The organism is Dermacoccus sp. Tok2021 (assembly GCF_019895135.1).
In the GTDB taxonomy this organism is placed as follows: Bacteria; Actinomycetota; Actinomycetes; order Actinomycetales; family Dermatophilaceae; genus Dermacoccus; species Dermacoccus abyssi.
Genome location: NZ_JAGTHU010000009.1, coordinates 19,740 through 42,586, shown reverse-complemented (window position 1 = coordinate 42,586; position 22,847 = coordinate 19,740). Strand labels below are relative to the sequence as shown.

The following is a 22,847-nucleotide window of genomic DNA, read 5'->3' as shown; positions in this document are numbered from 1 at the left end:
GTCTCAGTCCGTGGAGTCCTTCGTCGTGGAGGTCGCCTCGTCGGAGGTGGCGGTCTCGGACGTGTCCGACGACGCAGTGGACACGCCGTCGTCGGCGCCCCGGTCGCTGTCGTCGTCAGCCCGTGCCAGCCGCACATCCGGATCGGCCTTCCTGCGCGCCAGGAAGACTCCCAGGCCCAGGATGAAGACGAGGATCGAGACCCAGACGTTCACCCGCAGCCCGAGGATGCGGTTGGCGAAGTCGCTTCGCATGAGCTCCACGATGATGCGGCCCATCGGGTAGAGCATGACGTAGAGGCCGAAGGCCTGTCCGCGACGCAGACGTCCGCTGTCCGAGATACGCCAGATGACGAACGCGATGAGCAGGCACCACAGCGCCTCGTAGAGGAACGTCGGGTGGAACGTGCCGAGCACGACCGGCTGACCCGTGGAGTCGACGACGGCCTTGCCGGCTCCACTGTCCCACTGGTGGATCTCCAGGGCCCACGGCACGTCGGTGCGGCGGCCGTAGAGCTCGTTGTTAAAGTAGTTGCCGACGCGGCCGATGGCCTGGGCGAGCGGCAGGCCGGGGGCGATGGCATCGGCCAGAACGGCGAAGGGCACGCCCTCACGGCGTGCGCCGATCCACGCGCCCAAAGCACCGAGGGCGACCGCGCCCCAAATACCGAGGCCGCCCTGCCACACCTTGAGTGCGTCTACGGGGTTGCCGTTCTCGCCGAAGTACGGCTGCGGTGTCGTGATGACGTGATACAGCCTGCCGCCGACGATGCCGAACGGAACGATCCACAGCACGACGCCTACGGCGGCGTCACGCGCGTACCCGCGGGCCTCGAGGCGACGACCGGCGATGATCGTGGCCACAACGACGCCCGCGAGGATGCACAGGGCGTAACCGCGCAGCGGGATCGGCCCCAGCCACAGGACGCCCTCGGTGGGCGAAGGGATCGTTGCGAGCATCAGGACTTCGCCAGAACCTTGTCGATCGTCGTCGGGGTGGAACCCTCGATGTTCATCATTCCGGCCATGTCGGCGTTCTCGACGTCCTTGCCGTTGATCTTGACGACAGGGGTGGAGTTCACGCCGTCCTTGTTCGTCTGCTCCTCGGTCTGCTCGACGTAGGAGCCGTACGTGTTGTTCTTCACGCAGGAGGCGAAGGCGGACTCGGCACCGTCGCTGATGCCCACGTTCTTGCCGAACTCGAGCAGGTCGTCCTGCGTGTAGCCCTTGCCCTCCTCCGGCTGGTTCTCGAACGTCTCGCGCGTGAACTCGGCGAATTTGCCGGCGTTGGCCGAGCAGAACGCGGCGTTGGCGGCGCGGGCCGAGTTGTCACCCGGGATGTTCTCGTCGAGGAACGTCTTGACGTGGTAGTTCAGCTTGATGTCACCGGACTTGGCCAGTTCGGTGAGCTTCTCCCCCTGCGCCGTTTCGAACTTCCCGCAGAACGGGCACTGGAAGTCGAGGTAGACGTCCACGGTCTTCGCGCTGTCCTTGGCCTTGTCGGCGAAGACCGGCATGCCCTTGCCGCCCGCCATGGCGCCCTGTGGCAGCGACTTGGCACTTGTCGCCTGGGGCGTCTCGTCCTTGCGAAGGCTCATGAAGGCGACGAGGCCGATCGCGAGGACGGCCACGAGCCCCACCACCGACGCGATGACGGCCTTGCTCGGCCCCTTCCTGGGGCCGACGGAGGCCAACTTGTCGGAAGCGTCGGGACGCATGCGCACGAACCTTTCGAAGAAGACCTGAGTGTGTCGTTCAGCCCCAGAGGGCCTGATCCACACTAAACCGGCTGCGTGGGCGCAGGCTGAGTGCCCCCGCCATAACGAGGAAAACGAGGTCGCGGGCGATCTCGAGCGGATACTTCGTGGCGTTCTCGGAGACTGGTCCACCTTCGCTGAAGCAGCCGCAGTCGATGGAGAGTCCCCGGGCCCACGCGGAGGCGATTCCGCCGATGAAGACGACGAGAAGAAGCGCTGCGAGAAGAGCCGAGAAGCGGGTGAAGAGCCCCACGAGCAGGAGCACGCCGAGGGCGACCTCCACCATGGGCAACAGGGTGCCGATGAGGTTCGACACGTCGTAGGAGAACAGTTCGTAGGCGCGCACCGAACGGCGCGATGCGGGGAAGTTCGTCAGCTTCGGCACACCGGCGAAGAGGAACACCGCGGCCAGTGCGAGGCGGAGCACGAGCGACACCCACGGCATGCGGGTGCCCTCGAGACGCGCCCTGTCCGTCATCCGCGGACGCCCGCCGCGAGTTCGCGCGTTGTCTCCGCAAGTCGCTCGAGACCTTCGTCGAGGTCGACGTCGAGCAGGCACTTGACGAGGGCCGAGCCGACGATGACGCCGTCCGCGTACTGGCCGATCTCGCGGGCCTGCTCGCCGCTGGAGACACCGAGGCCGACGCACACGGGCAGATCGGTGGTGGCGCGCACCTTCTCGACGAGGCCCTTGGCGGCCTCGCCCACCGACGTGCGAGCACCTGTCACACCCATGACGGACGCGGCGTACACGAAGCCGGAGGTGACGTTCGTCGTCGCTGCGATGCGAGCGGGCGTCGAACTCGGCGCCACGAGGAAGATCTTGGCCAGGCCGAGTTCGTCGGCGACCTCGATCCAATCGGCGCCCTCGTCGGGCACGAGGTCGGGCGTGATGAGACCGCTACCGCCTGCGGCGGCGAGGTCCTGGGCGAACTCGCGCACGCCGTGACGCAGCACGGGGTTCCAGTACGTCATGACGACGGCCGCTCCCCCGGCGTCCGAGACCTCGCGCACCGCGGCGAAGACGTCGGGCACGTGCACGCCCTGCTCGAGCGCCTGCGTGGCAGCCGTCTGGATGACCGGACCGTCCATGAGCGGGTCGGTGTAGGGAAGGCCGACCTCGACGATGTCGCAGCCCGCCTCGACCATCGTGCGCACGGCCCGCAGGCAGCCCTCGCGCGACGGGAATCCGGCGGGCAGGTACCCCACGAGGGCCGCACGGCCCTCGCTGCGCGTCGCCGCGAGAACCTCGTCCAGCTTCGTCATACCTGCGTCTCCTCTTCGTCGCCCGCGACGACGACCTCGTCCTCGTCGATGAGGCCGAACCAGCGTCCGGCGGTGTGGACGTCCTTGTCACCGCGCCCGGACAGGCTGACGAGCACGAGCCCGTCCGGGCCGAGTTCGCGACCGACCTTCATCGCGCCGGCGAGGGCGTGCGCCGACTCGATGGCCGGGAGGATGCCCTCGGTCTGCGACAGGAGCTTGAAGGCCTCCATCGCCTCGGCGTCGGTGATGGGGTGGTACTCCGCCCGGCCAGAATCCTTGAGGTAGCTGTGCTCCGGGCCGACGCTCGGGTAGTCGAGACCGGCCGAGACCGAGTACGTCTCGATGGTCTGACCCTCGTCGTCCTGGATGACGTAGGTGTAGGCGCCGTGGAGCACGCCGGGCGACCCCTCGCCGGTGAAACGCGAGGCGTGCTTGCCCGTCTCGACGCCCTCGCCGCCGCCCTCGAGGCCGATGAGGCGCACGTCCTCGTCGCCGATGAAGCGGTGGAAGATGCCCATGGCGTTCGAGCCGCCGCCGACGCACGCGCAGATGGCGTCGGGCAGGCGTCCGGTCTCCGCGAGGATCTGCTCACGGGCTTCCTCGCCGATGACCTTGTGGAAGTCACGCACCATCTCGGGGAACGGGTACGGGCCCGTCACCGTACCGAGCACGTAGTGGGTGTGCTCGACGTTCGCCACCCAGTCGCGGAACGCCTCGTTGACGGCGTCCTTGAGCGTCTGACTGCCGTGTTCGACAGGCACGACCTTGGCGCCGAGCAACTGCATGCGCGCGACGTTGAGCGCCTGGCGCTCCGTGTCGACCTTGCCCATGTAGACGACGCACTCGAGCCCCATGAGAGCCGCGGCCGTGGCCGTCGCGACGCCGTGCTGGCCCGCCCCCGTCTCGGCGATGACGCGCGTCTTGCCCATGCGCTTGGCGAGCAGCGTCTGGCCGAGGACGTTGTTGATCTTGTGCGAGCCCGTGTGGTTGAGGTCCTCACGCTTGAGGAAGATCCGCGCACCGCCACAGTGCTCGGCGAACCGCGGCACCTCGGTGAGGATGCTGGGACGGCCCGTGTAGCTGCGCTGCAGTTCGGCGAGTTCGGCGGTGAACGCCTCGTCCTGCATCGCGGCGAGGCGGTGCTCGTCGAGTTCCTCGAGCGCCGCGACGAGCGCTTCGGGAACGTAGCGGCCGCCGTAGGCGCCGAAACGGCCGAGGCCCGCCGGGACCAGCCCTTCACCGGAGGGGCGAACCTGCTTCTCGCTCATGCCAGGGCTCCTTCGCAGGCGCGGATGATGTCGGCCAGCCCCTCACGCGGGGTGCCGTTCTTGACGAGCGCCTCGCCGATGAGGAGCGCCTGGGCGCCCTCCTCGGCGTAGCGACGGGCGTCGTCCGGGCCGGAGATGCCGGATTCGGCGACCTTGACGACGTCCGACGGCAGCGTCTTCGCGATGGGGCCGAAGACCTCGGGGTGAACCTCCAGCGTCTTGAGGTTGCGCGCGTTGACGCCGATGAGCTTCGCGTCGAGCGCGAGAGCCCGCTCGGCCTCGTCGGGGTCGTGGACCTCGACGAGGGCGGTCATGCCGAGCTCGCGCGTGATGTCGTGGAAGTCGCGCAGCTGGGCGTCTTCAAGCGCGGCCACGATGAGCAGGACGAGGTCGGCGCCGTGCGCCCGGGCCTCGAAGAACTGGTACGGCTCGACCATGAAGTCCTTGCGCAGAACCGGGATGTCGACCGCCGCACGAACGGCGTCGAGGTCGGCGAGGCTCCCACCGAAGCGCCGCTGCTCGGTGAGAACGGAGATGGCCGTCGCGCCACCGTCGGCGTATGCGCTCGCGAGGTGCGCCGGGTCCGGGATCTCGGCGAGCGCGCCCTTGCTCGGGCTGGAGCGCTTCACCTCGGAGATGACGCCGATGCGGCCTTGCTCGCTGGAGGCGCGAAAGGCCGCGAGCGCGTCACGTGCCGGTGCCTGCGCACGAGCGTCGGCTTCGACGCTGGCGAGGGACCTGACGCGGACGCGCTCAGCGAGATCTTCGCGGACCCCGGCGATGATCGAGTCGAGAACAGTGGTCACTGTCTTATCCAATCATCGTGAGGCCCACGGCCTCACGGGTTGTCCACGGGACGGGTCAGGCGTGGCTCGCCTGGCCCTTCTTCTTGCCCTTGTTCGCCTTGCCCATGGCCCAGCCGACGAGGCCGCCGGCGATGAAGACGATGCCACCGACGATGGCAAGCATGTCGTTACCGAAAAAGACGCCGGCCGCGATGATGAGCGAGGCGATCAGGCAGATGGTGACGCCCGTCCACGCGGCGACGCTGTGACCGTGGTCGAGGTAGGGGCTGTCTCCGGACATCGTCAGGCTTCTCCTTGATGAGGGCGCGCACATTCGTTCCGATTCGTACCGGATCCGACGGGCGCGGCGAGGTGTTCCAGGTCATTCTGTCAGGCTCACACGGCTCGTGCGAGCCCGGGGTGTGGCGCGTGTCGCTCAGGTGCGATCGGTCGGGTCGACGCCGCGCGACATGAGATCCCAGTCGCTCTCCTCGGAGCGCTTGGGCGCCTCACCGTCGACGGGCGCCTCGTAACGACTCGACAGACCGTGCCAGCGGCGCAGACCGAGCAGGCCGAGCACCGAGGACAACAGCGCGAGGAGCGCCGCGAACACGGCCACCCAGAACCAGACGGTGAATTCGCCGCGGGCCACCGCTTCACCGGTGTGGCCGGTGACGGAGGACATGCGGCTCTTCACGGCCGAGGCAGGGTCGAGCAGTGTCCGCAGCGTCAAAGCGACCATGGCAATCGAACCGAGCAAGGAGATGACGCCGGCGGGCCAGCGCGCAATGCGACCGGCGGTCGCGGCGGCCAGCAGGCCCGCGCACGCGACGAGGGCGATTCCGAAGTACCCCGGGATCGCCTGGTTGCCCGTCACGTCGACCGCGTTCGTCGAGAGGACCCCGTCGTTAAGGGTGCCGTTGATCCACGCGCGTCCGGAGGCGATGAGCGCGAGGACGCCCGCGATGAGCGACAGGAGGATGACGCTGCGCTTCGAGGAGATGTCCCTCATCGGATGGGCTCCATCCCGGTGGCGGTCGCAACTGCTCGCAGGGCGGCCGCCGCCTTGTTGATCGTCTCTTGGTATTCGCTCTCGGGCACCGAGTCGGCCACGACGCCGGCTCCCGCCTGAACGTGGGCCACGCCGTCCTTGAGCACCGCCGTGCGGATGGCGATGGCCGCGTCCGCGTCACCGGCGAAGTCGAAGTAGCCGATCACTCCCCCGTACACGCCGCGGCGTGAGCCTTCGCGCGACTCGATGATCTGCATGGCGCGCGGCTTCGGGGCACCCGAGAGCGTCCCGGCCGGGAAGGTGGCCTCGAGCACGTCGTACGCGCTGGCGTCCTCGCGCTTCGTGCCGACGACGGTGGACTCGAGGTGGATGACGTGGCTGTAGTTGCGGATGTTCATGAACTCGACCGTCTCCACGGTTCCGGCGCCGCAGACGCGTTGCAGGTCGTTGCGCGAGAGGTCGACGAGCATGAGGTGCTCGCTGCGTTCCTTCGGGTCGTTCAGCAGGTCGTCGCCCAGCTCCCGGTCGTGTTCCGGCGTCTTGCCGCGCGGGCGCGAGCCGGCGATGGGGTGGGTGATGACCCGCTCGCCAGTCACCTTGACGAGAGCCTCGGGCGACGAGCCGACGACGTCGTAGACGCCGCCGTCGGGCAGGGGCAGGCGCAGCAGGTACATGTATGGGCTGGGGTTGCTCGCACGCAGGGCGCGGTAGACGTCGAGCGCGTCGGCGTCGGTGTCGACGCTGAAGCGCTGGGAGACGACGATCTGGAACGCCTCGCCGGCGCGGATGTCCTCCTTGCAGGCCTCGACCATGTCGTGGAACTGCTCGCGCGTGTGCGTGCTGCGCACGTCCTGCTCGGGCGTGTGCGGCACGGCGACCGTGGAGGGTGCCGAGCCGCCGAGGCGCTGCTGCATGGCGTCGAGGCGCGCAACGGCGTCCGCGTAGGCGCCCTCGACGCCGGTGTCGAGGCCGTCGAAGTTGACCGCGTTGGCGATGAGCAGGAGCGAGCCGTCCTGGTGGTCCATGACGGCCAGGTCGGTGGCGAGCAGCATCGTCACCTCGGGGATGCCCAGCGCGTCCTCGGCATCGTCGCCGATTCTCTCCCAGCGGCGCACGGCGTCGTAGCCGATGGCGCCCACGAGGCCACTCGTCAGGGGCGGCAAGCCGGGGATGCGTTCGGTGTGGAGCAGTTCGAGGCTCTCGCGCAGGGCGTCGACGGCGAGGCCGCTCGTCGGAAGGCCGGTGGGCACGTCGCCGAGCCAGACGACTTCGCCGTCACGCTCGGTGAGCGTGGCGCGGCTGGCGGCGCCGATGAACGAGTAGCGCGACCACACGCCGCCGTGCTCGGCGGATTCGAGGAGGAACGTGCCGGGCTCGTCGCGCGCGAGCTTGCGGTAGACGCCGATCGGGGTTTCGGCGTCGGCGAGCAGGCGTCGGACGACGGGAATGACGCGGCGTTCCGTTGCGAGGTGAGTGAAGACGTCGGCGCTCGGCCACGTGGCGCCCCAGGTGAGGTCGGCGGCCAGGCTGGGCGTCGTCGTCATGCGGGATCCTCCGTGGGGTGCTGCTCGTGGGTCGGCTTGAGGTCGTGCTGGTCGATCTCCGACATCGCGCCCGCGGCGGGGCCAGTGGCGTGTGTCGGAGCTCCGACGGTGGCGTCCAGATCGGTGAAGAAGCAGGTGCGCGCGCCGGTGTGGCAGGCGGCACCGATCTGCTCCACGCGGACGAGGAGTGCGTCACCGTCGCAGTCGAGCGCGACGGACTTCACGTACTGCGCATGCCCCGACGTGTCGCCCTTGCGCCAGTACTCACCACGGCTGCGCGACCAGAAGGTGACGCGCCCGTCGTTCAGCGTGCGCCGCAGCGCCTCGTCGTCCATCCAGCCCAGCATGAGCACCTCGCCACTCGCCTCATCCTGGACGATGGCGGCCACGAGACCCGAGTCGTCGCGCTTGAGCCGCTTGGCGATCTCGGTGGGCAGGGGCGTCGAAGTCATGGGTGCCATTGTGCCAACCGCACGTGCCGGAGCGAGAACCCGTCTGTGCTTGGCGGCACCGGGCGGGCGTGAGGGCGCCGCGCCGACGCGGGCAGATGATGCGATTTAGTTCACGTGACGCAGTCTGAGCAGGCGCAAAACGCGTCAGGTGAACCGAACTGCGTCAGCTGCGCCACAGCGACGCTCAGGCGACGCGGCCCGCGCGCGGTTCCAGCGGCACCGTGGCTCCGCCGGGGCGGGTCAGCCAGCGGCGGCCGGTGGGCGACTCCCACTCGCATGTGGCTTCGGCATCCATGCTCACCGCGTATCCGCCGAACGTCTTGGCGCGGTGGTGATGACGGCACAGGCTCTGGAGGTTCGACCCGCTGGTTGCGCCGCCCTCGGCGAACGGGATGACGTGGTCGAGGTCTGCAGATGCCCCGGGCCGCGTGCAGTACGGGAAGCGGCACACCTCGTCGCGATCGGTGACGAGGGCCGCCATTGTGGCGTGCGGTCGGTACGTCTGCGACAGCGTGCCGGTTGTCACGACGCGACCGTTAGCCAGATCGCGGGTGAGGCGAACCGCGAACGTCGTTCCGATCGATGCGGCTAGCCGAGCGAGCGCCTCACCTGTCACGGCACCCATTCCTGGCACGTCGACGTCAGCGAAGGCAGAGCTCTCCCCTGGTGAGGAACGCAGCGCTCTGACGAAACGCATGGTGGAGCACTGCTCGCGCCGGAGGGACTGAGTGGGCGGCGAGTCAGCGGCCAACGGCACTTGCAGCGTGAAAGCAGCATGCACCGAACTGTTCTTGACCATCAGGTCGACCAGCGCATCGACACGACAGCGACCCCGCGACGGCGGCAGCCCTCCTCCGCCCCAGCCGGCGCGCAGGTGTTCGGCGCGGGCCTCGATGACGGCGTGCAGCGCCAGCGCGTCGCCCGTGTCGAGGACGACACGCATCTCGGTGAGTGAGTCGATGTCGAGGTGCGGTTCGAACCACACACCCTTCTCGCGGTCGGCCAGCACTTCGTCAGCCTCCCGATCGAGCCCCAGGGCACGCAGGAGCTTCCGCACGTGCCGCCGCGCGGCACTGCCGCCCATGCGGTGCGCACCGAACTTCTCCACCAGGTCAGTGACGCGGGCCAGGGCTTCCGGTTCGACGATGTGGTCGAGTTCGTCCGAGATGACCGTGGCCGTCGCGAAGCGCGCTCGACCGGTCACCGACCTCAGATCCATGCTCTATTATCGCACACTTGTTCGAATCATGTCAGGTCCGTGCGCACCCAATGCCCTGACCCACGTGCCGCTGACTACAGGATCACCGCCCGCAAGCGCCCATCCCTTAGCCGCAGAGCCTCGCTGTTCCGCGGACTAGTGCACGGTTTCCCGGAGTGGCCAAGCGCGTGTCTGACGCACTGGCGATGGCGCGCCCCGAACCAGCGCCCGATGCGCCACGATGGGTTCTGCCCGAACCCAGCAGAGTCACCCGAAGAGGAGCCGCCCGCATGCCCCGTGACGACGACCTGCGTCAGCACATTGCGCAGCAGCTCTCCCACTTCGAGCCTCGTGAAGCCACCGGTAACCCCCTGCGCGAGGCCGCGGTTTGCGTCGTCATCGCCCACAGGGCGGACGAGCCGGTCGTTCTCATGGAGAAGCGAGCACCCAGCCTCCGCGCCCACGCCGGTCAGTTCGCCCTACCGGGCGGCCGGATCGACGCGGGCGAAACGCCCCAGGAAGCTGCCCTCCGCGAACTGCACGAGGAACTCGGCATCGCGGCTTCGGCCGACGCAGTCTTGGGCAGGCTCGACGACTTCGCGACCCGCTCGGGCTATCTCATCCGCCCGTTCGTCGTCTGGGCCGGCGATGTACTCGACGACGTGGTGCTCAACCCGGCCGAGGTTGCGGTGCTCCACGAGATCACGCTCCCCCAACTGGACGCGGAACCGCGGTTCGTCGAGCAGCGTGGGCTGGGCGAGCCGGTGTTCCAGTGGCCCTTCGAGGACTACTGGATCCACGCGCCGACGGCGGCGATCCTCCATCAGTTCCGGGAAGTCGTTCTCCACGGCCGCAGCACGCGCGTGGCCCACTTCGAGCAGCCCAAGTTCGCCTGGAAGTAGCGCGCTACTCCGCGTGGGAGGCCACCCAGCCTTCGTGCAGCCGCCGGTAGGGTCCGTCAGCGCCGACGAGTTCAACGTGCGAGCCGCGCTGGACGAGCCGTCCGGCGTCCATGACCCAGATCTCGTCGGCCTTCTCGGCCGTCGCGAGGCGGTGGGCGATGACGACGCTCGTCCGGCCGCGCATTAGCTCGTCGAGTGCCCGGCCGACGGCAACATCGGTCGACGGGTCGACACTCGAGGTGGCCTCGTCGAGGATGAGCACGTCCGGGTCCGTCACGTACGTGCGCGCGAGCGCGACGATCTGCCGCTCCCCCGCGCTGAGCCGCGATCCACGAGCTCCCACCTCAGTGCGCACGCCCTCGGGCTGACGAGCGAGCCAGTCCTCACACCCGATCCCGACGAAGGCGCGCTCGACGCCCGCGTCGTCGAGGTCCGGGCGCGCGAAGCGCACGTTGTCGGCGATCGTGCCGGTGAAGAGGAAACCCTCCTGCGGCAGGTACGCCACGGCCTCGCGCAGCGACGCATCATCGACGTCGCGCAAGTCGAGTCCACCGACGCGCACGACACCCGACGTGGGGTCAACCAGGCGCGTCAGTAGTTTCGCGAGCGTGCTCTTGCCCGAGCCCGTCTCACCGACGACGGCGACGCTCGTACCCGGCGCGATCGTCGCGTCGACGTCGCGCAGCACAAGGTCGGCGTCGGGTGAGTAGGCGAAGTCGACGTGGTCGAGCTGCACCGACTTGGCGCCGGCACTCAACGACTGCGGTTTCGCCGGCGGCACGACCTCGAGGGGCGTGTCGAGCAACTCGATGACACGCCGCCAGCCCGCGAGAGCGTTCTGCAGGTCGTTGAGGACCTCGGTGGCCGTCTGAACGGGCTGCGTGAAGAGGTTGGTGAGGAACACGAAGGCGGTGATCTCACCGATCGTCATGTGTCCGTTGGCGCCCATCCACGCACCCGCGATGATGACGAGGATGAGCGCGGCGCCGGAGACGCCCTGGCCCGACACGAACGCACCCACGGCACGGATCTGCGCCCCGATGGCGGCCTTGCGCTGCGCCTCGATCGCATCGTCCATGCGCTCCTGGGTGCGCGGCTGAATACCGAACAGGCGGACGGTCGCTGCCCCGGCCACGGACTCCGAGATCGTGCTCAGCATGTCGGCCACCCGCTCGCGGACGACGGCGTACGCGCGCCCCACGAGCCGCTGGAAGTAGCGCAGGAGGAAGAACAGCGGCAGGAAGCAGATCCACACGAAGATGGCGAGCGGCCACGAGTACCAGAGCATGAGGATCGTCGCGACGAGCAGTTGCCCGATGGAGACAATGAGCATCATGCCGCCGCGCTGGACGAACATCGAGATCTGGTCGACGTCGCTCGTCACGCGCGAAACCATCGAACCGCGGCGGGACGCGTTGAGCGTCAGCGTCGACAGGGCGTGCACGTGGGCGAACGCCTTGCGGCGCAACGTCGCCAGCCCCCGCTCCGAGGCGCGGAAGAGCCTGACGTTCATGACGTAGGAGCAGACACCCGCCACGACGACGCCGAGGGCCGCGAGGGCACACGTCCACCGCACGACGCCGAGATCGACCCCGCCCGGCGCGAGGATGCCGTGGTCGATGGCGCGCTGCAGCGTCAACGGCACGATGACCTGGCTCGACGTGGCCACGAGCGCGAGCAACAGCGTCCAGCCGAAGCCCTTCGTCATCTCCGGAGCGAGCGAGAGCCCGCGCCGCAGGGTGCCGCGGTCGCTCGTCACCTTGGTTGCACCGGCGCTCATGCCCGGCCCCCTTCAACCTCGGCGTGGGATGCGTCGGCATCGTCCCCGTCACCGTCATTGACGTCCGCGGCATCAGGGGCAGCACCCTCGGCTTCCTCCACCTCGTACGCGCTGAGCAGCGCCGCGTACCCGGGGTGGCCGGCCATGAGTTCGTCGTGACGGCCGCTGGCGGCCACCCGTCCGTTCTCGAGGTACACGACGCGGTCCGCGAGCAGGATGCTTGAGCGGCGGTGCGCGACGATGACGGTGGTGCTGCCCTCGGTCGCAGAACGCAGCGACGTGAGGATGTCGCCTTCGACGGCGGGGTCGATCGCGCTCGTCGAGTCATCGAGCACGACGAGACCGGGCTTACCGGCGATCACTCGTGCGAGCGCGATGCGCTGACGCTGACCGCCCGACAGGCGCGAACCACGCTCACCGAGCGCCTCGTCCCGACCGTGCGGCAGGGCCTCGACGAACGTCGCCGCGTGCGCGACGTCGAGTGCGTGATCGACCTCGCCGCGACCGAGATCCGAGCGCCCCAGCGCCACGTTCTCCTCGCTCGACTCGTTGAACACGAACGCGTCCTGCGTCGCGAGCGCCACCCGCTCCTCACGGTTCGCCACGCCACCGATGTCGTGACCACCCACCTCGACGACGCCGGCCGTCGGCGGGGTGAGCCCGACAAGCACCTGAGCGAGCGTGCTCTTGCCCGAGCCCGTCGCACCGACGACGGCGAGCGAGCCGCCGGTGGGAACCTCGAGGTCGACGCCGGTGAGCGCGGGAGCGTCGGCGTCCTCGTACGTGAACGAGACACCGCGCGCCCGCAGCTCCAACGGCCCTTCGGGCAGGGACGCCTCCCGGCGGCGCGGCGGCAGATCGGCTGCGTCGTCGAGGATCGGCTTGACGCGCTTCCACCCGATGGCCACCTGTGGGAGGCTGAACAGGATCCAACCGAAGGCGCGCACCGGCCACGCGAGCAGGCTGAAGAGGTAGGCGACCTGAACGACGTCAGCGGCCGTGATCGAGCCCGAGGCCACGCGTTCGGCACCGACCACGACGACGGCGAGCGACCCGAGCGTCGGCAACGCATTCGTCATCGGGTCGAAGATGCCCTCGGTCCGTCCCAGACGGATGTTGGCATCACGCAGTTCCTCGGCCGAGCGCGTGAGTCGCGCGGTCTCCGAGTCGGCGCGACCGAGCGCCTTGACGACGAGCGCGCCGTCGAAGCTCTCGTCGGCCACGGTGCTCACCTGCGCGCGGGCCGCCTGCGATGCTTCGACACGACGGCGCATGACGATCTGGAACCAGTAGTTGATGACGATGAGCAGCGGGAACACGACGAGCGCGACGAAGCCCAGGACGACGTCGACGAGGAAGATCGAGACGAAGCCGAAGAGCAGCATGATGGCGACGCCGAGCGCCATGGGCAGTGGCTGGAAGATGTTCCAGATCGTCTCGACGTCCGAGTTCGCGTGCGAGAGCAGACGTCCCGAGGGATGTACCTGGTGCCAACGCATCGGCAGGTCCTGGTAGGCGCGCGTCACCCGACGCCGCGTCGAGGCGATGAGGTTGTTGTACGTGATGCCGGCGGCGATACGTCGCACGATGACGGCGATGACGTTGAGGAACACGACGCCGCCGAGTTGCCAGGCCACCTGCCAGGCCATCGCGCCGGTGAGTTCGCCCTCGCGCACGGCAGGCGTGACGACGTCCGCCACGAGCCCGCCGATAACGGACGCGGTGAGCACGGTGAGCACGCCGTAACCGGTCGCCCCGAGGACGGAGAAGACGAACCAGCGCCACTCCTCACGGCACCCTGCCAGGGTGACGCGAACGGGTGACGCGTCGGGGGCCAGGTCGGCTGCACTCACGCGGGGGTTCCTTTGCTCGCTCGGTCGCGGGGGTGACAACATTGCGACATGCCGAACTATGCCCAAGCCGAACGCCAGGCTCTCTGCGACACCGCACTACGGATCGGACCGGACGCTCCGACGCTCTGCGACGGCTGGACCGTGAAGGACCTCCTGGCCCACCTCGCGATGCGTGAGCGTCGCCCGGAGGCCGTCGGCATCCTTCTGCCCCAGGCACGCGACCTCGCCGAGCGTACCCGCGCGCGCTACGCGCTGCGTCCCTTCGAGGACCTCGTCGACATGGTGCGCCGCGGCCCGCACGAGTTCTCGCCCTTCCGCATCCCCGCGGTCGACGCGCGCGCGAACCTGCAGGAGTACTTCATCCACCACGAGGACATCCTGCGCGCGCAGCTGCCTTACGCCGACGAGTCGCAGGTGCGCACCGTCGGTGAGCGCCTGCAGAACTCGCTCTACGCCGCCCTGCCGGCCGCCGGCACGATGATGCTGCGCCACTCGCGGATGCGCGTTGCAGCCCTCTGCCCGGGACGCACGCCGGTTGCCCTCACCAGCCCCGACGAGCCGCTCGGTGAAGTGGTCATCGAGGGCCTGCCCAGCGAGGTTCTCCTCCACCTGGCGGGCCGCATGAGCTTCGTTCAGTTCGCGGGCGAGCCGGACGACATCAACCGCTTCGCGTCGGCGCCGAAGGGCATCTGACCAGCGTCCTTCCTTGCTAGTTCAACGAATTCGGGCCCCACCTTCGAGTTGAAGATGAGGCCCGAAATCGAGTGGCGCGGTCAGCGCACCGGCGCACCGGTGGCTGCCAGGGCCTGCTTGACGTCGCCGATCGTCATCTCGCCGTAGTGGAAGACGGAGGCTGCGAGCACGGCGTCGGCGCCGGCTTCGACCGCGTCCGGGAAGTGCTCGACGGCGCCCGCGCCACCACTCGCGATGAGAGGCACGGTGACCTCGCGGCGCACTGCCTCGATGAGTTCGAGGTCGAATCCGCGCTTCGTGCCGTCGGCGTCCATCGAGTTGAGCAGGATCTCCCCTGCCCCCAACTCCTCCGCGCGCGCACACCACTCGACGGCCTCCAGGCCGGAGCTCGCGCGGCCACCGTGCGTCGTCACCTCGTAGCGCCCGTCGATGCGCCGCACGTCCGCGGACAGCACGAGAACCTGGGCGCCGAAGCGGTCGGCGATCTCGGCGATGACCTCGGGGCGGGCGATGGCACCGGTGTTGATACCCACCTTGTCCGCGCCCGAACGCAACAGACGGTCGACGTCGCCGACAGTGCGCACGCCTCCCCCGACGGTGAGGGGAATGAAGACCTGCTCGGCCGTGCGCGCGACGAGGTCGTACGTCGTCGATCGGTCCGCCGAGCTCGCGGTGACGTCGAGGAAGGTGAGTTCGTCAGCGCCCTGACGCTCGTAGCGTGCCGCAAGTTCGACGGGGTCGCCCGCGTCACGAAGATTCTCGAAGTTGACGCCCTTAACGACGCGTCCTGCGTCGACGTCGAGACAGGGAATGACACGTACCGCAACCGACATGGCACCGAGCCTAAGCCCTCAGGCCGCGCGCCCGGCCGGTACGTTTGCTCCGTGAACACGCCGCCCATCGCCGTCCGATCGCCCGGTCTCGCCGCGGCGCCGACGTTGTCACCGGACGCCGTGCTCGCGTGGTTCGACACCCGCGCGTCCCTGAACGAGCGCTGGCTGTTCACCCTCGACGGGCGCTCCGGAGCAGGTAAGACCCAGCTCTCGGACCGCCTCGCTCAGCACTACCCGCACGCCCAGGTGCTTCACCTCGACGACCTCTACCGCGATTGGGACAGCCTGCCCAGCGGCGTGTTGCGCGCCCGCCAGCTCGTCGAACACTGGCGCGCCGGCCGCTCCCCGAGCTACAAGCCGACGCAGTGGGCCGGTATGCCACCGCGCGAGCGCGAGCCCATCCACGCCACCCGCTCTCTCATCGTCGAGGGCGTCGGCGCCGGATGGGTGGGACAGAACATCGCGGAGGGCTCGGCGTGGCTGGAGGCCTCGCGCGAGCAGCGGCGCATCCGTGCACTGCGTCGCGACGGCGAGATGTTCGCGCCGTACTGGGTGAGCTGGGAGGCGCAGGAACGGTCCTGGTTCACCGCGCATCCGCCCCGGGCGGACGTCGTCGTCGACGCGAGCGACCTCACGGACGAAGAACGCTCCGCTGCGCACTGAGGCCGCCGACCTGCCTCAACCAGAACGTGACCGTTCAGTCGTTCGGGATCTCGCCCTGATTGACGTGGACGAGAGCGGCCAGCCGTGAGGCCTCCGCCTCGGCGGACGGGCCGTCCGCGCGCTGGATCGCCATGACGGCGAGCTGCTCGGTGTCGGCCAGGTCGAGCAGGCACCACGGGCGCCCGCCGCCGAACTGCACGCCGACGATCTCGGCCCACGGCACGAAGCGCTTCGTCAGCAGGTTGCGCACCGTGATGCCCTCGGGCGACGGCTCGGCCTTGACGAGACCCCACCGGCTCAGACCCCAGCTGAGGAAACAGCCGAAGAAGAACACGGCCCACTTGTCGAGCATCGTCCAACCGGTAGCCCCGCCGGTGGGCAGGACGACGAAGGCAACGACACCGAAGGTCACGACCATCGCCACGGCGGCTGCGAAGGCCACCGCTCGGCCGCGACGCGGAATGAACGGACGATAGGCGTCCTCGTTCTTGGCCATGTGATGACTCCTCTCGGGTGCTCGGGCGCGAGGCGTGGATCAGAGCCGGCAGGCGGCGATGTCGGTGACGAGGATGGCGCGCGCCCCGAGGTCGTACAACTCGTCCATGACGCGGTTGAGCGAACGGCGGTGCACCATGACGCGCACGGCGACCTGGTTCGGGTCGTGAAGCGGCGACACGGTGGGCGACTCGCTGCCCGGCGTGAGCGCGGCAGCCTCCTCGACGAGTGCGGCGTCGATGTCGTAATCCATCATGACGTAGTGGCGCGCGGTCAGAACGCCCTCGAGACGGCGCACGAGCGTCGCGGCCTGACCGGACAGCTCGCGGTCGGAGGGACGGATGAGCAGGGCCTCGCTCGTGAGGATCGGGTCACCGAAGACCTCGAGTCCGGCGTTGCGCAGGGTCGTGCCGGTCTCGACGACGTCGGCGATGACGTCGGCGACGCCGAGCGTCACAGCCGTCTCGACCGCACCGTCGAGGCGAACGACCTCAGCGTTCACACCGTTCTTCTCGAGGTCGGCCCTGACGAGGCCGGCGAACGACGTCGCGATGCGTCGACCTTCGAGTTCGGCAACGCTCGACGCGACGCCCGGACGCCCGGCGTAGCGGAACGTGGACGCCCCGAAGCCGAGCTGCAGGTGCTCGACGGCCTTCGAACCGGAGTCGAGCATGAGGTCGCGCCCGGTGATACCCAGGTCGAGGGTTCCCGAGCCGACGTAGACGGCGATGTCCTTGGGGCGCAGGAAGAAGAACTCGACCTCGTTGTCGGCGTCCACGACGACGAGTTCCTTGGAGTCGCGGCGCCCGCGGTAGCCGGCCTCCTTGAGCATCGAGGCGGCGGATTCGGAAAGGGCGCCCTTGTTGGGGACTGCGACGCGCAGCATGGTGTCCTTCCGGCTCAGAGGTGGGAGTAGACGTCGTCGAGCGTGATACCGCGCTCGATCATGAGCACCTGCAGGTGGTACAGGAGTTGACTGATCTCCTCGGCCGCGGCGGCGTTGCCCTCGTGCTCGGCGGCCATCCACACCTCGGCGGCCTCCTCGACGATCTTCTTGCCGATGAAGTGCACGCCCCGGTCGAGTTCGGCGACGGTGCCGGAACCCTCTGGGCGCGTCTGCGCCTTCTCATTGAGTTCGGCCCACAGCTCTTCGAACGTCTTCACAGGGTGCAAGGTTACCGGTCGCACGCCCTCGGCCCGCGCGCCGTCCGGCATGGAAGCCGGACGACGTTCATGCACCGAGCGCGCGCAGCGTCACCTCGGTGGCGACGGCCGCGGTCGCGGCCTCGTGGCCCTTGTCCTCCGAGGAGTTCTCCAGGCCTGCACGGTCGAGCGCCTGCTCGTCGTTGTCGCACGTGAGCACACCGAAGCCGATGGCCTTGCCCGTCGTGACGCCGATCTGGGTGAGGCCGTCCGTGGCAGCGCTGCAGACGTAGTCGAAGTGCGGCGTTCCGCCACGGATGACGACGCCGAGCGCGACGAGGACGTCGAACTTCTGCGCAAGACGCGCGCAGGCCGCTGTCAGTTCGAAGGTGCCGGGCACGCGCACGAGCGTGACGTCGGACTCGGCGACGCCGGCGTCGGCCAGGCCGCGGCGAGCGCCGTCGATGAGGCCGTTCATCACGACGTCGTGCCAGCTGGCCGCGACGATCGCGACGCGCAGACCCGAGCCGTCGACGTTGAGATCGGGGGAACCGTGTCCACTCATGATGCTTCTCCTACCTGAGGTTCGTCGCTACGGTCGAAGGTGTGACCGAGACGTTCGATCTTGGTGCGCACGTACGTCGCATTGTCCGGGCCCATACCGGCCACGAGCGGAACCCGCTCGACGACCTCGATGCCGAAGCGCGCGAGCTGCGCTGCCTTGTCGGGGTTGTTCGTCAGCAGCCGCACGCGGGTGTGACCGAGCGCGCGCAACATGGCGGCCGCCGCACCGTACTCGCGTGCGTCGATGGGCAGCCCGAGCTCGACCTGAGCGTCGACGGTGTCGAAGCCCGCGTCCTGCAGGCCGTACGCGCGCATCTTGTTGAGCAGCCCGACGCCGCGCCCCTCCTGGCCGCGCAGGTACAGCACGACGCCGCCCTCGCGCGAGACGAGGCGCTGCGCCTCCCGCAGCTGCGGGCCGCAGTCGCAGCGCAGCGAACCGAGTGCGTCACCGGTGAGGCACTCGGAGTGCAGGCGCACGAGCGGTACCTCCCCCGGCTCGAGCTCGCTCACGAGCGCCAGGTGCTCGGCGCCGCTCTCGCGGTCCTCGAAACCCCACGCCGTGAACGTGCCGTACTCCGTCGGCAGGTTGGCGGAGGCGATGTGCTCGACGCGGTCGTGGCGCCGGCGCCACTCGATGAGCTGCTCGATCGTGATCACGGCGAGCCCCTCGGCCTCGGCGAGCTCCACGGCACCCGGCAGGCGCATCATCGCGCCGTCGTCGTGGACGAGTTCGACGATCATCGCGACCGGGGAGAGGCCCGCGAGTCGGCACAGGTCGACCGACGCCTCGGTGTGGCCGTCACGCTCGAGCACGCCGCCCGGTCGGGCGCGCAGCGGGAAGACGTGACCGGGGCGCGTCAGCGCCGCGGGAGGCGTCGTCGGGTCGGCGAGCAGACGCAGCGTCAGTGCGCGGTCGGCGGCCGAGATGCCGGTGTGCACGCCGTCCTTCGCATCAACGGAGATCGTGTACGCGGTGCCCTTCGGGTCTTCGTTGCGCGAGACCATCGGCGGAAGGAGGAGCCGGTCGGCCACGTCGTCCGGCATCGGTGAGCAGATGACGCCCGAGCTGTGACGGATCGCCCACGCCATCCATTCGGCGGTCATCGTCTCGCCGGCCATGACGATGTCGGCCTCGTTCTCGCGGTTCTCGTCGTCGGCAACGAGCACGGGGCGTCCGGCACGCAGCTGCGCGAGGGCGTCCTCGACGCTCGACAGCCGCAGTGCCTCCTCGGATGCGTTCGGGGTGGTCATCACGATGCCTCCATCTCACGGGCCGCCACGTCCCGGCTGCGTGAGGCACGCAGCCACTGGATGAAGCCGTAGGCGACGAGCAGGGCGTACAGCGCATAGAGCGCAGCACTCGGGTAGTACTTGGAATAGATGAGTTCAGGCACGCCGACGAGGTCGACGGCCAGCCACATGAGCCAGAAGTCGTTCCAGCCCCGGGCCATGGCGTACGTCGCGAGTAGCGAGCCGACGAAGATCCAGGCGTCGCACCAGAAGTACCACCAAGGGGCGGGCCACCCGGCACCGATGATCTCGAACACCCAGTGCATGACGACGACGCCCGCGCCCCAGGCGATGACGTAGCCGAGACGCTGTTTCGCGCTCGCCCAGTGCGGGATGACGGCCTCGCCGGTGCTGCCCTTGTTCTTGCTCTCGCGCCACACGTACCAGCCGTAGAGCGAGGTAACGATGAAGAAGATCTGACGCCCGGCCTGCCCGAGCATCGGCGCCCGGTCGTCCATGCCGAAGACGAGGCCCGCGAACACGGTGAAGAGCAGCACGTTACCGACGATGCCGACAGGCCATGCCCACACCTTGCGGCGCATGCCGCCGATCGCCGAGGCCATGCCGAAGCCGTTGCCGATGATCTCGCGCCACGTGATCTGCGAGCCGCCGATCGTGAGGTGCGCCGTGTAGATCTGCTCCCAGACGCTCATGCGCTCTCCGCCTTCGCAAGGCGTTCCTCGAGGGCCGCAAGGCGCGGGCCGACGAGGTGCTCGACGTACTTGGCGAGCACATCGACCTCGACGTTGACGGCGTCGCCGACGCTCGCGTCACCGAACGTCGTGAGGTCGAGCGTCGTCGGAATGAGGCTGACGGTGAAGGTGTCGGCCTCGCGTGAGGCCACCGTGAGCGAGACGCCGTTGAGCGTGATCGAACCCTTCTCCACCACGTAGGGCGCGAGCTCGACCGGCAGGTCGAAGCGCACGACGCTCCAGCGCTCCCCCGGCTCGATGGCGACGATGCGCGTCGTGCCATCGACGTGACCCTGCACGACGTGGCCGCCGAACCGGGCGTCCGCCCGCATGGCGCGTTCCAGGTTGACCGGCGATCCGGGCTGCAGAGCACCGAGGCTCGTGCGGTCGAGGGTTTCCTTCATGACGTCGAGCGTGAAGGTGAGGGTGTCGAACGTCGTCACCGTGAGGCAGACGCCGTTGACCGCGATGCTGTCGCCGTGGTGCGCGTCCGTGAGCACCTCGGCCCCTTCGACGGCCAGGACGACGGCGTCGGCGGTGTGCTCGATCGAGGCAACCCGGCCTTTGGCTTCGACGATTCCGGTGAACACGGTGTTCAGCTCTCCTCACGCGTCGCAAGCGGGCGCAGGGTCAGGCGCAGGTCGGTCTGCGCTGGGGTGGTGGCATCAGCGGGCGTGACGAGGCTCGTCACGTCGACGAGGTCGAAACGCCGCAGGTCGGTCATGGACGCCGCGCCGAAGTCTGCCGCTGCGGGCCTGCCGGCGCCGAGCATCGCGGGGGCGACGTAGGCGAGTACCTCGTCGACGCGCTCGGCCGCGAGGAAGGCGGCGGCGAGCGTCGGCCCGCCCTCGAGCCACACCGCGTGGATGCCGCGCTCGTGCAGCACCTCGAGAACGGCGTCGACGTCGTGGGTGCGCAGCTGGAGGGTCTCGGCGGCGTCGTCGAGGACGCGAGCGTCGGCGGGCAGGTCGCGGTCACCGACGACGACGCGCAGGGGCTGCGTCGGGAGGTTCGTGCCGTCGGTGTCGCGGACGGTGAGCTGCGGGTCGTCGGCGAGCGCCGTCCCCGTGCCGACGACGACGGCGCCGTGCTGCGCACGCAGCCGGTGGACGTCCGCGCGGGCCGTGGAACCGGTGATCCATCGGGAGGTGCCGTCGGCGGCGGCGCTGAATCCGTCGAGCGTGGCGGCGAACTTCCACCGGACGACGGGCCGAGCGTGGGTCACGGAGAACGTCCAGTCCTCGTTGAGTGCGCCCCCCTGGCGCGCAAGCTCGGCGTCCTGCTCGACGGCGATGCCCGCGTCGGCGAGGATGCCCGCTCCCCCGGCGGCTGCGCCGTTCGGGTCGCTCTGGCCGTAGACCACGCGGCCCACACCGGCTGCGACGAGCGCGCGGGCGCAGGACGGCGTACGGCCCTGGTGGGCACAGGGTTCGAGGGTGACGTAAGCGGTGGCTCCACGCAGGTCAACGCCATCGGCGTTCGCCTGGGCGATGGCCGCCGCTTCGGCGTGCGGCGTTCCGGCGCCTCGGTGGTAGCCCTCGGCGAGCACCGAGCCGTCGGTCGAGACGATGACGCAGCCGACGCGCGGGTTCGCGTCCGGAAGCGGCGAAAGAGCCGCGAGCGCGACGGCACGACGCTCAGCGCCTGAGCGGTCGAGATTCATCGTTGTCACCTCCGGTTCGGAACATCACCGTTCACCGGGGTGGCGCGAGATCGCACGAAATGCAGGCTCGTCACACGACGAGCAGTGCACGGCATCTTGGGCGATGCCGAACACCGGCGCTCGCTCACGCGACCGCCCTCATGCTGCCTCCCATCCGGACTTTAACCGTCGGTCTCGGAATTTCACCGAGTCAACCGACCCCTGACGAAGCGGGCCGGGTCGCGGACTTTAACCGCCGGCTAGGAATTTCACCTACCCCGGAGCACGCCGCTCATGGTACACCCGGGGTGCGCGCGTGCGACCCCGGGTGTCAACGATCGGTCCGTCAGTGAGCGTGGCCGGCTGCGAGACGTCGCAGATCCTCGACGGCGTCGGCCGCCGAGGCCGCGCCGTACACGGCGGAACCGGCGACGAACGTGTCCGCACCGGCTTCGGCGCACTGCTCGATCGTCTTCGCGGAGACGCCGCCGTCCACCTGGATCCAAATGTCACCGCCGTGCTTCTTCACGCTCTCGCGCACAGCGCGCACCTTCGGCATCTGCTCGGCCATGAAGGACTGCCCACCGAATCCGGGCTCGACCGTCATGACGAGCACCATGTCGAGTTCTGGCAGCAGTTCCTCGTACGGCTCCCACGGGGTGCCGGGCTTGATGGCCATCGACGCGCGGGCACCGGCAGCGCGGATGTCACGCGCGATCTTCTTCGGGTCGGCGGCGGCCTCGACGTGGAAGGTGACGCTCTTGCAGCCCGCTTCCGCGTACTGCGGGGCCCAGCGGTCGGGGTCGTCGATCATGAGGTGCGCATCGAGCGGCATGGGTGCCACCTTGAGCAGCGACTCGACGACGGGAAGCCCGAGCGTCAGGTTGGGCACGAAGTGGTTGTCCATGACGTCGACGTGTGCCCAGTCGGCATTCTTGATCGCGTCGAGTTCGCTCTGCAGGTTGGCGAAGTCGGCCGAGAGGATGCTCGGCGCGATGCGCATGCTGGGTTCGACGCG

26 protein-coding genes and 1 riboswitch are annotated in these 22,847 nt (G+C 69.1%); of the genes, 3 read left to right on the top strand and 23 right to left on the bottom strand.

Translation table 11 applies throughout. The features are described 5' to 3' along the window. Positions 1–3: 3 nt before the first annotated feature. The 11 genes from lgt to K9D12_RS06890 all read right to left on the bottom strand — a co-directional run bounded on the left by lgt (position 4) and on the right by K9D12_RS06890 (position 9,300). Complete coding sequence (lgt, locus tag K9D12_RS06940; RefSeq protein WP_223059779.1) at positions 4–957, bottom strand: prolipoprotein diacylglyceryl transferase; 954 nt, start codon at positions 955–957, stop codon at positions 4–6. Further along, positions 957–1,715, bottom strand: a complete 759-nt coding sequence (locus K9D12_RS06935) for a thioredoxin domain-containing protein (protein ID WP_187034900.1) — start codon at positions 1,713–1,715, stop codon at positions 957–959. Before K9D12_RS06935 ends, lgt begins: the two co-directional genes overlap by 1 nt. A 37-nt stretch (positions 1,716–1,752) precedes the next feature. Continuing rightward, positions 1,753–2,199 (bottom strand): MauE/DoxX family redox-associated membrane protein, encoded by a 447-nt coding sequence (locus K9D12_RS06930; RefSeq protein ID WP_225911026.1) that lies wholly within the window; start codon positions 2,197–2,199, stop codon positions 1,753–1,755. A gap of 29 nt (positions 2,200–2,228) precedes the next feature. Then, the gene (gene trpA, locus K9D12_RS06925; protein WP_223059777.1) at positions 2,229–3,020 is read right to left on the bottom strand and encodes a tryptophan synthase subunit alpha; all 792 of its coding nucleotides are present in this window, start codon (positions 3,018–3,020) and stop codon (positions 2,229–2,231) included. Then, positions 3,017–4,288, bottom strand: coding sequence for a tryptophan synthase subunit beta (gene trpB / locus K9D12_RS06920; protein ID WP_223059776.1), 1,272 nt, complete (start codon positions 4,286–4,288; stop codon positions 3,017–3,019). The genes trpA and trpB overlap by 4 nt, the downstream gene beginning before the upstream one ends. Then, positions 4,285–5,094, bottom strand: coding sequence for an indole-3-glycerol phosphate synthase TrpC (gene trpC, locus K9D12_RS06915; RefSeq protein ID WP_223059775.1), 810 nt, complete (start codon positions 5,092–5,094; stop codon positions 4,285–4,287). Before trpC ends, trpB begins: the two co-directional genes overlap by 4 nt. A 55-nt stretch (positions 5,095–5,149) precedes the next feature. Further along, the gene (locus tag K9D12_RS06910; protein ID WP_047312717.1) at positions 5,150–5,374 is read right to left on the bottom strand and encodes an HGxxPAAW family protein; all 225 of its coding nucleotides are present in this window, start codon (positions 5,372–5,374) and stop codon (positions 5,150–5,152) included. A gap of 135 nt (positions 5,375–5,509) precedes the next feature. After that, positions 5,510–6,085 carry a Trp biosynthesis-associated membrane protein gene (locus tag K9D12_RS06905; protein ID WP_047312716.1) on the bottom strand — a complete coding sequence of 192 codons (576 nt, stop codon included), beginning with the start codon at positions 6,083–6,085 and terminating at the stop codon, positions 5,510–5,512. Further along, entirely contained in the window at positions 6,082–7,629 is a 1,548-nt protein-coding gene (locus K9D12_RS06900; protein WP_223059774.1) for an anthranilate synthase component I, read from the bottom strand. The genes K9D12_RS06905 and K9D12_RS06900 overlap by 4 nt, the downstream gene beginning before the upstream one ends. Beyond that, positions 7,626–8,090, bottom strand: coding sequence for a phosphoribosyl-AMP cyclohydrolase (hisI, locus tag K9D12_RS06895; RefSeq protein ID WP_129663338.1), 465 nt, complete (start codon positions 8,088–8,090; stop codon positions 7,626–7,628). Before hisI ends, K9D12_RS06900 begins: the two co-directional genes overlap by 4 nt. Before the next feature lie 175 nt (positions 8,091–8,265). Further along, on the bottom strand, positions 8,266–9,300 hold the full coding sequence (locus K9D12_RS06890) for an HNH endonuclease signature motif containing protein (protein ID WP_223059773.1): 1,035 nt from the start codon (positions 9,298–9,300) through the stop codon (positions 8,266–8,268). Positions 9,301–9,569: 269 nt separating this feature from the next. Between K9D12_RS06890 and K9D12_RS06885 the strand changes: the two genes are divergently transcribed. Then, positions 9,570–10,181: a CoA pyrophosphatase gene (locus tag K9D12_RS06885; RefSeq protein ID WP_223059772.1), complete on the top strand. Its 612-nt coding sequence runs from the start codon at positions 9,570–9,572 to the stop codon at positions 10,179–10,181. 4 nt (positions 10,182–10,185) lie between these two features. Here the strand turns inward: K9D12_RS06885 and K9D12_RS06880 are convergent, their stop codons facing one another. Then, a complete protein-coding gene (locus tag K9D12_RS06880; RefSeq protein WP_223059771.1) occupies positions 10,186–11,961 on the bottom strand; it encodes an ABC transporter ATP-binding protein in 1,776 nt (591 codons plus the stop codon). Beyond that, the gene (locus K9D12_RS06875) at positions 11,958–13,814 is read right to left on the bottom strand and encodes an ABC transporter ATP-binding protein (protein ID WP_223059770.1); all 1,857 of its coding nucleotides are present in this window, start codon (positions 13,812–13,814) and stop codon (positions 11,958–11,960) included. The genes K9D12_RS06880 and K9D12_RS06875 overlap by 4 nt, the downstream gene beginning before the upstream one ends. 48 nt (positions 13,815–13,862) lie before the next feature. Between K9D12_RS06875 and K9D12_RS06870 the strand changes: the two genes are divergently transcribed. Further along, complete coding sequence (locus tag K9D12_RS06870) at positions 13,863–14,507, top strand: TIGR03085 family metal-binding protein (protein ID WP_129663327.1); 645 nt, start codon at positions 13,863–13,865, stop codon at positions 14,505–14,507. 80 nt (positions 14,508–14,587) lie between these two features. Here K9D12_RS06870 and hisF read toward each other — a convergent pair whose 3' ends face one another. Next, on the bottom strand, positions 14,588–15,340 hold the full coding sequence (hisF, locus tag K9D12_RS06865) for an imidazole glycerol phosphate synthase subunit HisF (protein WP_223059769.1): 753 nt from the start codon (positions 15,338–15,340) through the stop codon (positions 14,588–14,590). A 51-nt stretch (positions 15,341–15,391) separates the two neighbouring features. Here hisF and K9D12_RS06860 point away from each other — a divergent pair, with 51 nt between their 5' ends. Continuing rightward, complete coding sequence (locus K9D12_RS06860) at positions 15,392–16,003, top strand: hypothetical protein (RefSeq protein ID WP_187034875.1); 612 nt, start codon at positions 15,392–15,394, stop codon at positions 16,001–16,003. 34 nt (positions 16,004–16,037) lie between these two features. Here the strand turns inward: K9D12_RS06860 and K9D12_RS06855 are convergent, their stop codons facing one another. From K9D12_RS06855 to rpe, 9 genes are all read right to left on the bottom strand, one after another. Next, the gene (locus K9D12_RS06855) at positions 16,038–16,499 is read right to left on the bottom strand and encodes a PH domain-containing protein (RefSeq protein ID WP_047312707.1); all 462 of its coding nucleotides are present in this window, start codon (positions 16,497–16,499) and stop codon (positions 16,038–16,040) included. Between the two features lie 39 nt (positions 16,500–16,538). Continuing rightward, positions 16,539–17,384 carry an ATP phosphoribosyltransferase gene (gene hisG, locus K9D12_RS06850; RefSeq protein ID WP_223059768.1) on the bottom strand — a complete coding sequence of 282 codons (846 nt, stop codon included), beginning with the start codon at positions 17,382–17,384 and terminating at the stop codon, positions 16,539–16,541. A 14-nt stretch (positions 17,385–17,398) separates the two neighbouring features. After that, a complete protein-coding gene (locus K9D12_RS06845; RefSeq protein WP_047312873.1) occupies positions 17,399–17,662 on the bottom strand; it encodes a phosphoribosyl-ATP diphosphatase in 264 nt (87 codons plus the stop codon). Positions 17,663–17,729: 67 nt separating this feature from the next. Then, complete coding sequence (gene ribH, locus K9D12_RS06840; RefSeq protein WP_047312705.1) at positions 17,730–18,206, bottom strand: 6,7-dimethyl-8-ribityllumazine synthase; 477 nt, start codon at positions 18,204–18,206, stop codon at positions 17,730–17,732. Beyond that, positions 18,203–19,456 (bottom strand): 3,4-dihydroxy-2-butanone-4-phosphate synthase, encoded by a 1,254-nt coding sequence (gene ribB, locus K9D12_RS06835; RefSeq protein WP_223059767.1) that lies wholly within the window; start codon positions 19,454–19,456, stop codon positions 18,203–18,205. The genes ribH and ribB overlap by 4 nt, the downstream gene beginning before the upstream one ends. Further along, entirely contained in the window at positions 19,456–20,148 is a 693-nt protein-coding gene (locus K9D12_RS06830; RefSeq protein ID WP_223059766.1) for a nicotinamide mononucleotide transporter family protein, read from the bottom strand. Before K9D12_RS06830 ends, ribB begins: the two co-directional genes overlap by 1 nt. Further along, on the bottom strand, positions 20,145–20,777 hold the full coding sequence (locus K9D12_RS06825) for a riboflavin synthase (protein ID WP_223059765.1): 633 nt from the start codon (positions 20,775–20,777) through the stop codon (positions 20,145–20,147). The genes K9D12_RS06830 and K9D12_RS06825 overlap by 4 nt, the downstream gene beginning before the upstream one ends. A gap of 5 nt (positions 20,778–20,782) precedes the next feature. After that, complete coding sequence (gene ribD / locus K9D12_RS06820; protein WP_223059764.1) at positions 20,783–21,850, bottom strand: bifunctional diaminohydroxyphosphoribosylaminopyrimidine deaminase/5-amino-6-(5-phosphoribosylamino)uracil reductase RibD; 1,068 nt, start codon at positions 21,848–21,850, stop codon at positions 20,783–20,785. 138 nt (positions 21,851–21,988) lie between these two features. Next, a riboswitch (FMN riboswitch) is annotated at positions 21,989–22,118 on the bottom strand. Between the two features lie 57 nt (positions 22,119–22,175). Then, a complete protein-coding gene (rpe, locus tag K9D12_RS06815; protein ID WP_047312871.1) occupies positions 22,176–22,832 on the bottom strand; it encodes a ribulose-phosphate 3-epimerase in 657 nt (218 codons plus the stop codon). Between the last annotated feature and the right edge of the window lie 15 nt (positions 22,833–22,847).

What these genes read in the sequence shown, in the direction of transcription:
- lgt (WP_223059779.1), bottom strand. Translation starts at nt 957, where the DNA reads ATGCTCGCAACGATCCCTTCGCCCACCGAGGGCGTCCTGTGGCTGGGG.
- K9D12_RS06935 (WP_187034900.1), bottom strand. Translation starts at nt 1,715, where the DNA reads ATGCGTCCCGACGCTTCCGACAAGTTGGCCTCCGTCGGCCCCAGGAAG.
- K9D12_RS06930 (WP_225911026.1), bottom strand. Translation starts at nt 2,199, where the DNA reads ATGCCGTGGGTGTCGCTCGTGCTCCGCCTCGCACTGGCCGCGGTGTTC.
- trpA (WP_223059777.1), bottom strand. Translation starts at nt 3,020, where the DNA reads ATGACGAAGCTGGACGAGGTTCTCGCGGCGACGCGCAGCGAGGGCCGT.
- trpB (WP_223059776.1), bottom strand. Translation starts at nt 4,288, where the DNA reads ATGAGCGAGAAGCAGGTTCGCCCCTCCGGTGAAGGGCTGGTCCCGGCG.
- K9D12_RS06910 (WP_047312717.1), bottom strand. Translation starts at nt 5,374, where the DNA reads ATGTCCGGAGACAGCCCCTACCTCGACCACGGTCACAGCGTCGCCGCG.
- K9D12_RS06905 (WP_047312716.1), bottom strand. Translation starts at nt 6,085, where the DNA reads ATGAGGGACATCTCCTCGAAGCGCAGCGTCATCCTCCTGTCGCTCATC.
- K9D12_RS06900 (WP_223059774.1), bottom strand. Translation starts at nt 7,629, where the DNA reads ATGACGACGACGCCCAGCCTGGCCGCCGACCTCACCTGGGGCGCCACG.
- hisI (WP_129663338.1), bottom strand. Translation starts at nt 8,090, where the DNA reads ATGGCACCCATGACTTCGACGCCCCTGCCCACCGAGATCGCCAAGCGG.
- K9D12_RS06890 (WP_223059773.1), bottom strand. Translation starts at nt 9,300, where the DNA reads ATGGATCTGAGGTCGGTGACCGGTCGAGCGCGCTTCGCGACGGCCACG.
- K9D12_RS06885 (WP_223059772.1), top strand. Translation starts at nt 9,570, where the DNA reads ATGCCCCGTGACGACGACCTGCGTCAGCACATTGCGCAGCAGCTCTCC.
- K9D12_RS06880 (WP_223059771.1), bottom strand. Translation starts at nt 11,961, where the DNA reads ATGAGCGCCGGTGCAACCAAGGTGACGAGCGACCGCGGCACCCTGCGG.
- K9D12_RS06870 (WP_129663327.1), top strand. Translation starts at nt 13,863, where the DNA reads ATGCCGAACTATGCCCAAGCCGAACGCCAGGCTCTCTGCGACACCGCA.
- hisF (WP_223059769.1), bottom strand. Translation starts at nt 15,340, where the DNA reads ATGTCGGTTGCGGTACGTGTCATTCCCTGTCTCGACGTCGACGCAGGA.
- K9D12_RS06855 (WP_047312707.1), bottom strand. Translation starts at nt 16,499, where the DNA reads ATGGCCAAGAACGAGGACGCCTATCGTCCGTTCATTCCGCGTCGCGGC.
- hisG (WP_223059768.1), bottom strand. Translation starts at nt 17,384, where the DNA reads ATGCTGCGCGTCGCAGTCCCCAACAAGGGCGCCCTTTCCGAATCCGCC.
- ribH (WP_047312705.1), bottom strand. Translation starts at nt 18,206, where the DNA reads ATGAGTGGACACGGTTCCCCCGATCTCAACGTCGACGGCTCGGGTCTG.
- ribB (WP_223059767.1), bottom strand. Translation starts at nt 19,456, where the DNA reads ATGACCACCCCGAACGCATCCGAGGAGGCACTGCGGCTGTCGAGCGTC.
- K9D12_RS06830 (WP_223059766.1), bottom strand. Translation starts at nt 20,148, where the DNA reads ATGAGCGTCTGGGAGCAGATCTACACGGCGCACCTCACGATCGGCGGC.
- ribD (WP_223059764.1), bottom strand. Translation starts at nt 21,850, where the DNA reads ATGAATCTCGACCGCTCAGGCGCTGAGCGTCGTGCCGTCGCGCTCGCG.
- rpe (WP_047312871.1), bottom strand. Translation starts at nt 22,832, where the DNA reads ATGCGCATCGCGCCGAGCATCCTCTCGGCCGACTTCGCCAACCTGCAG.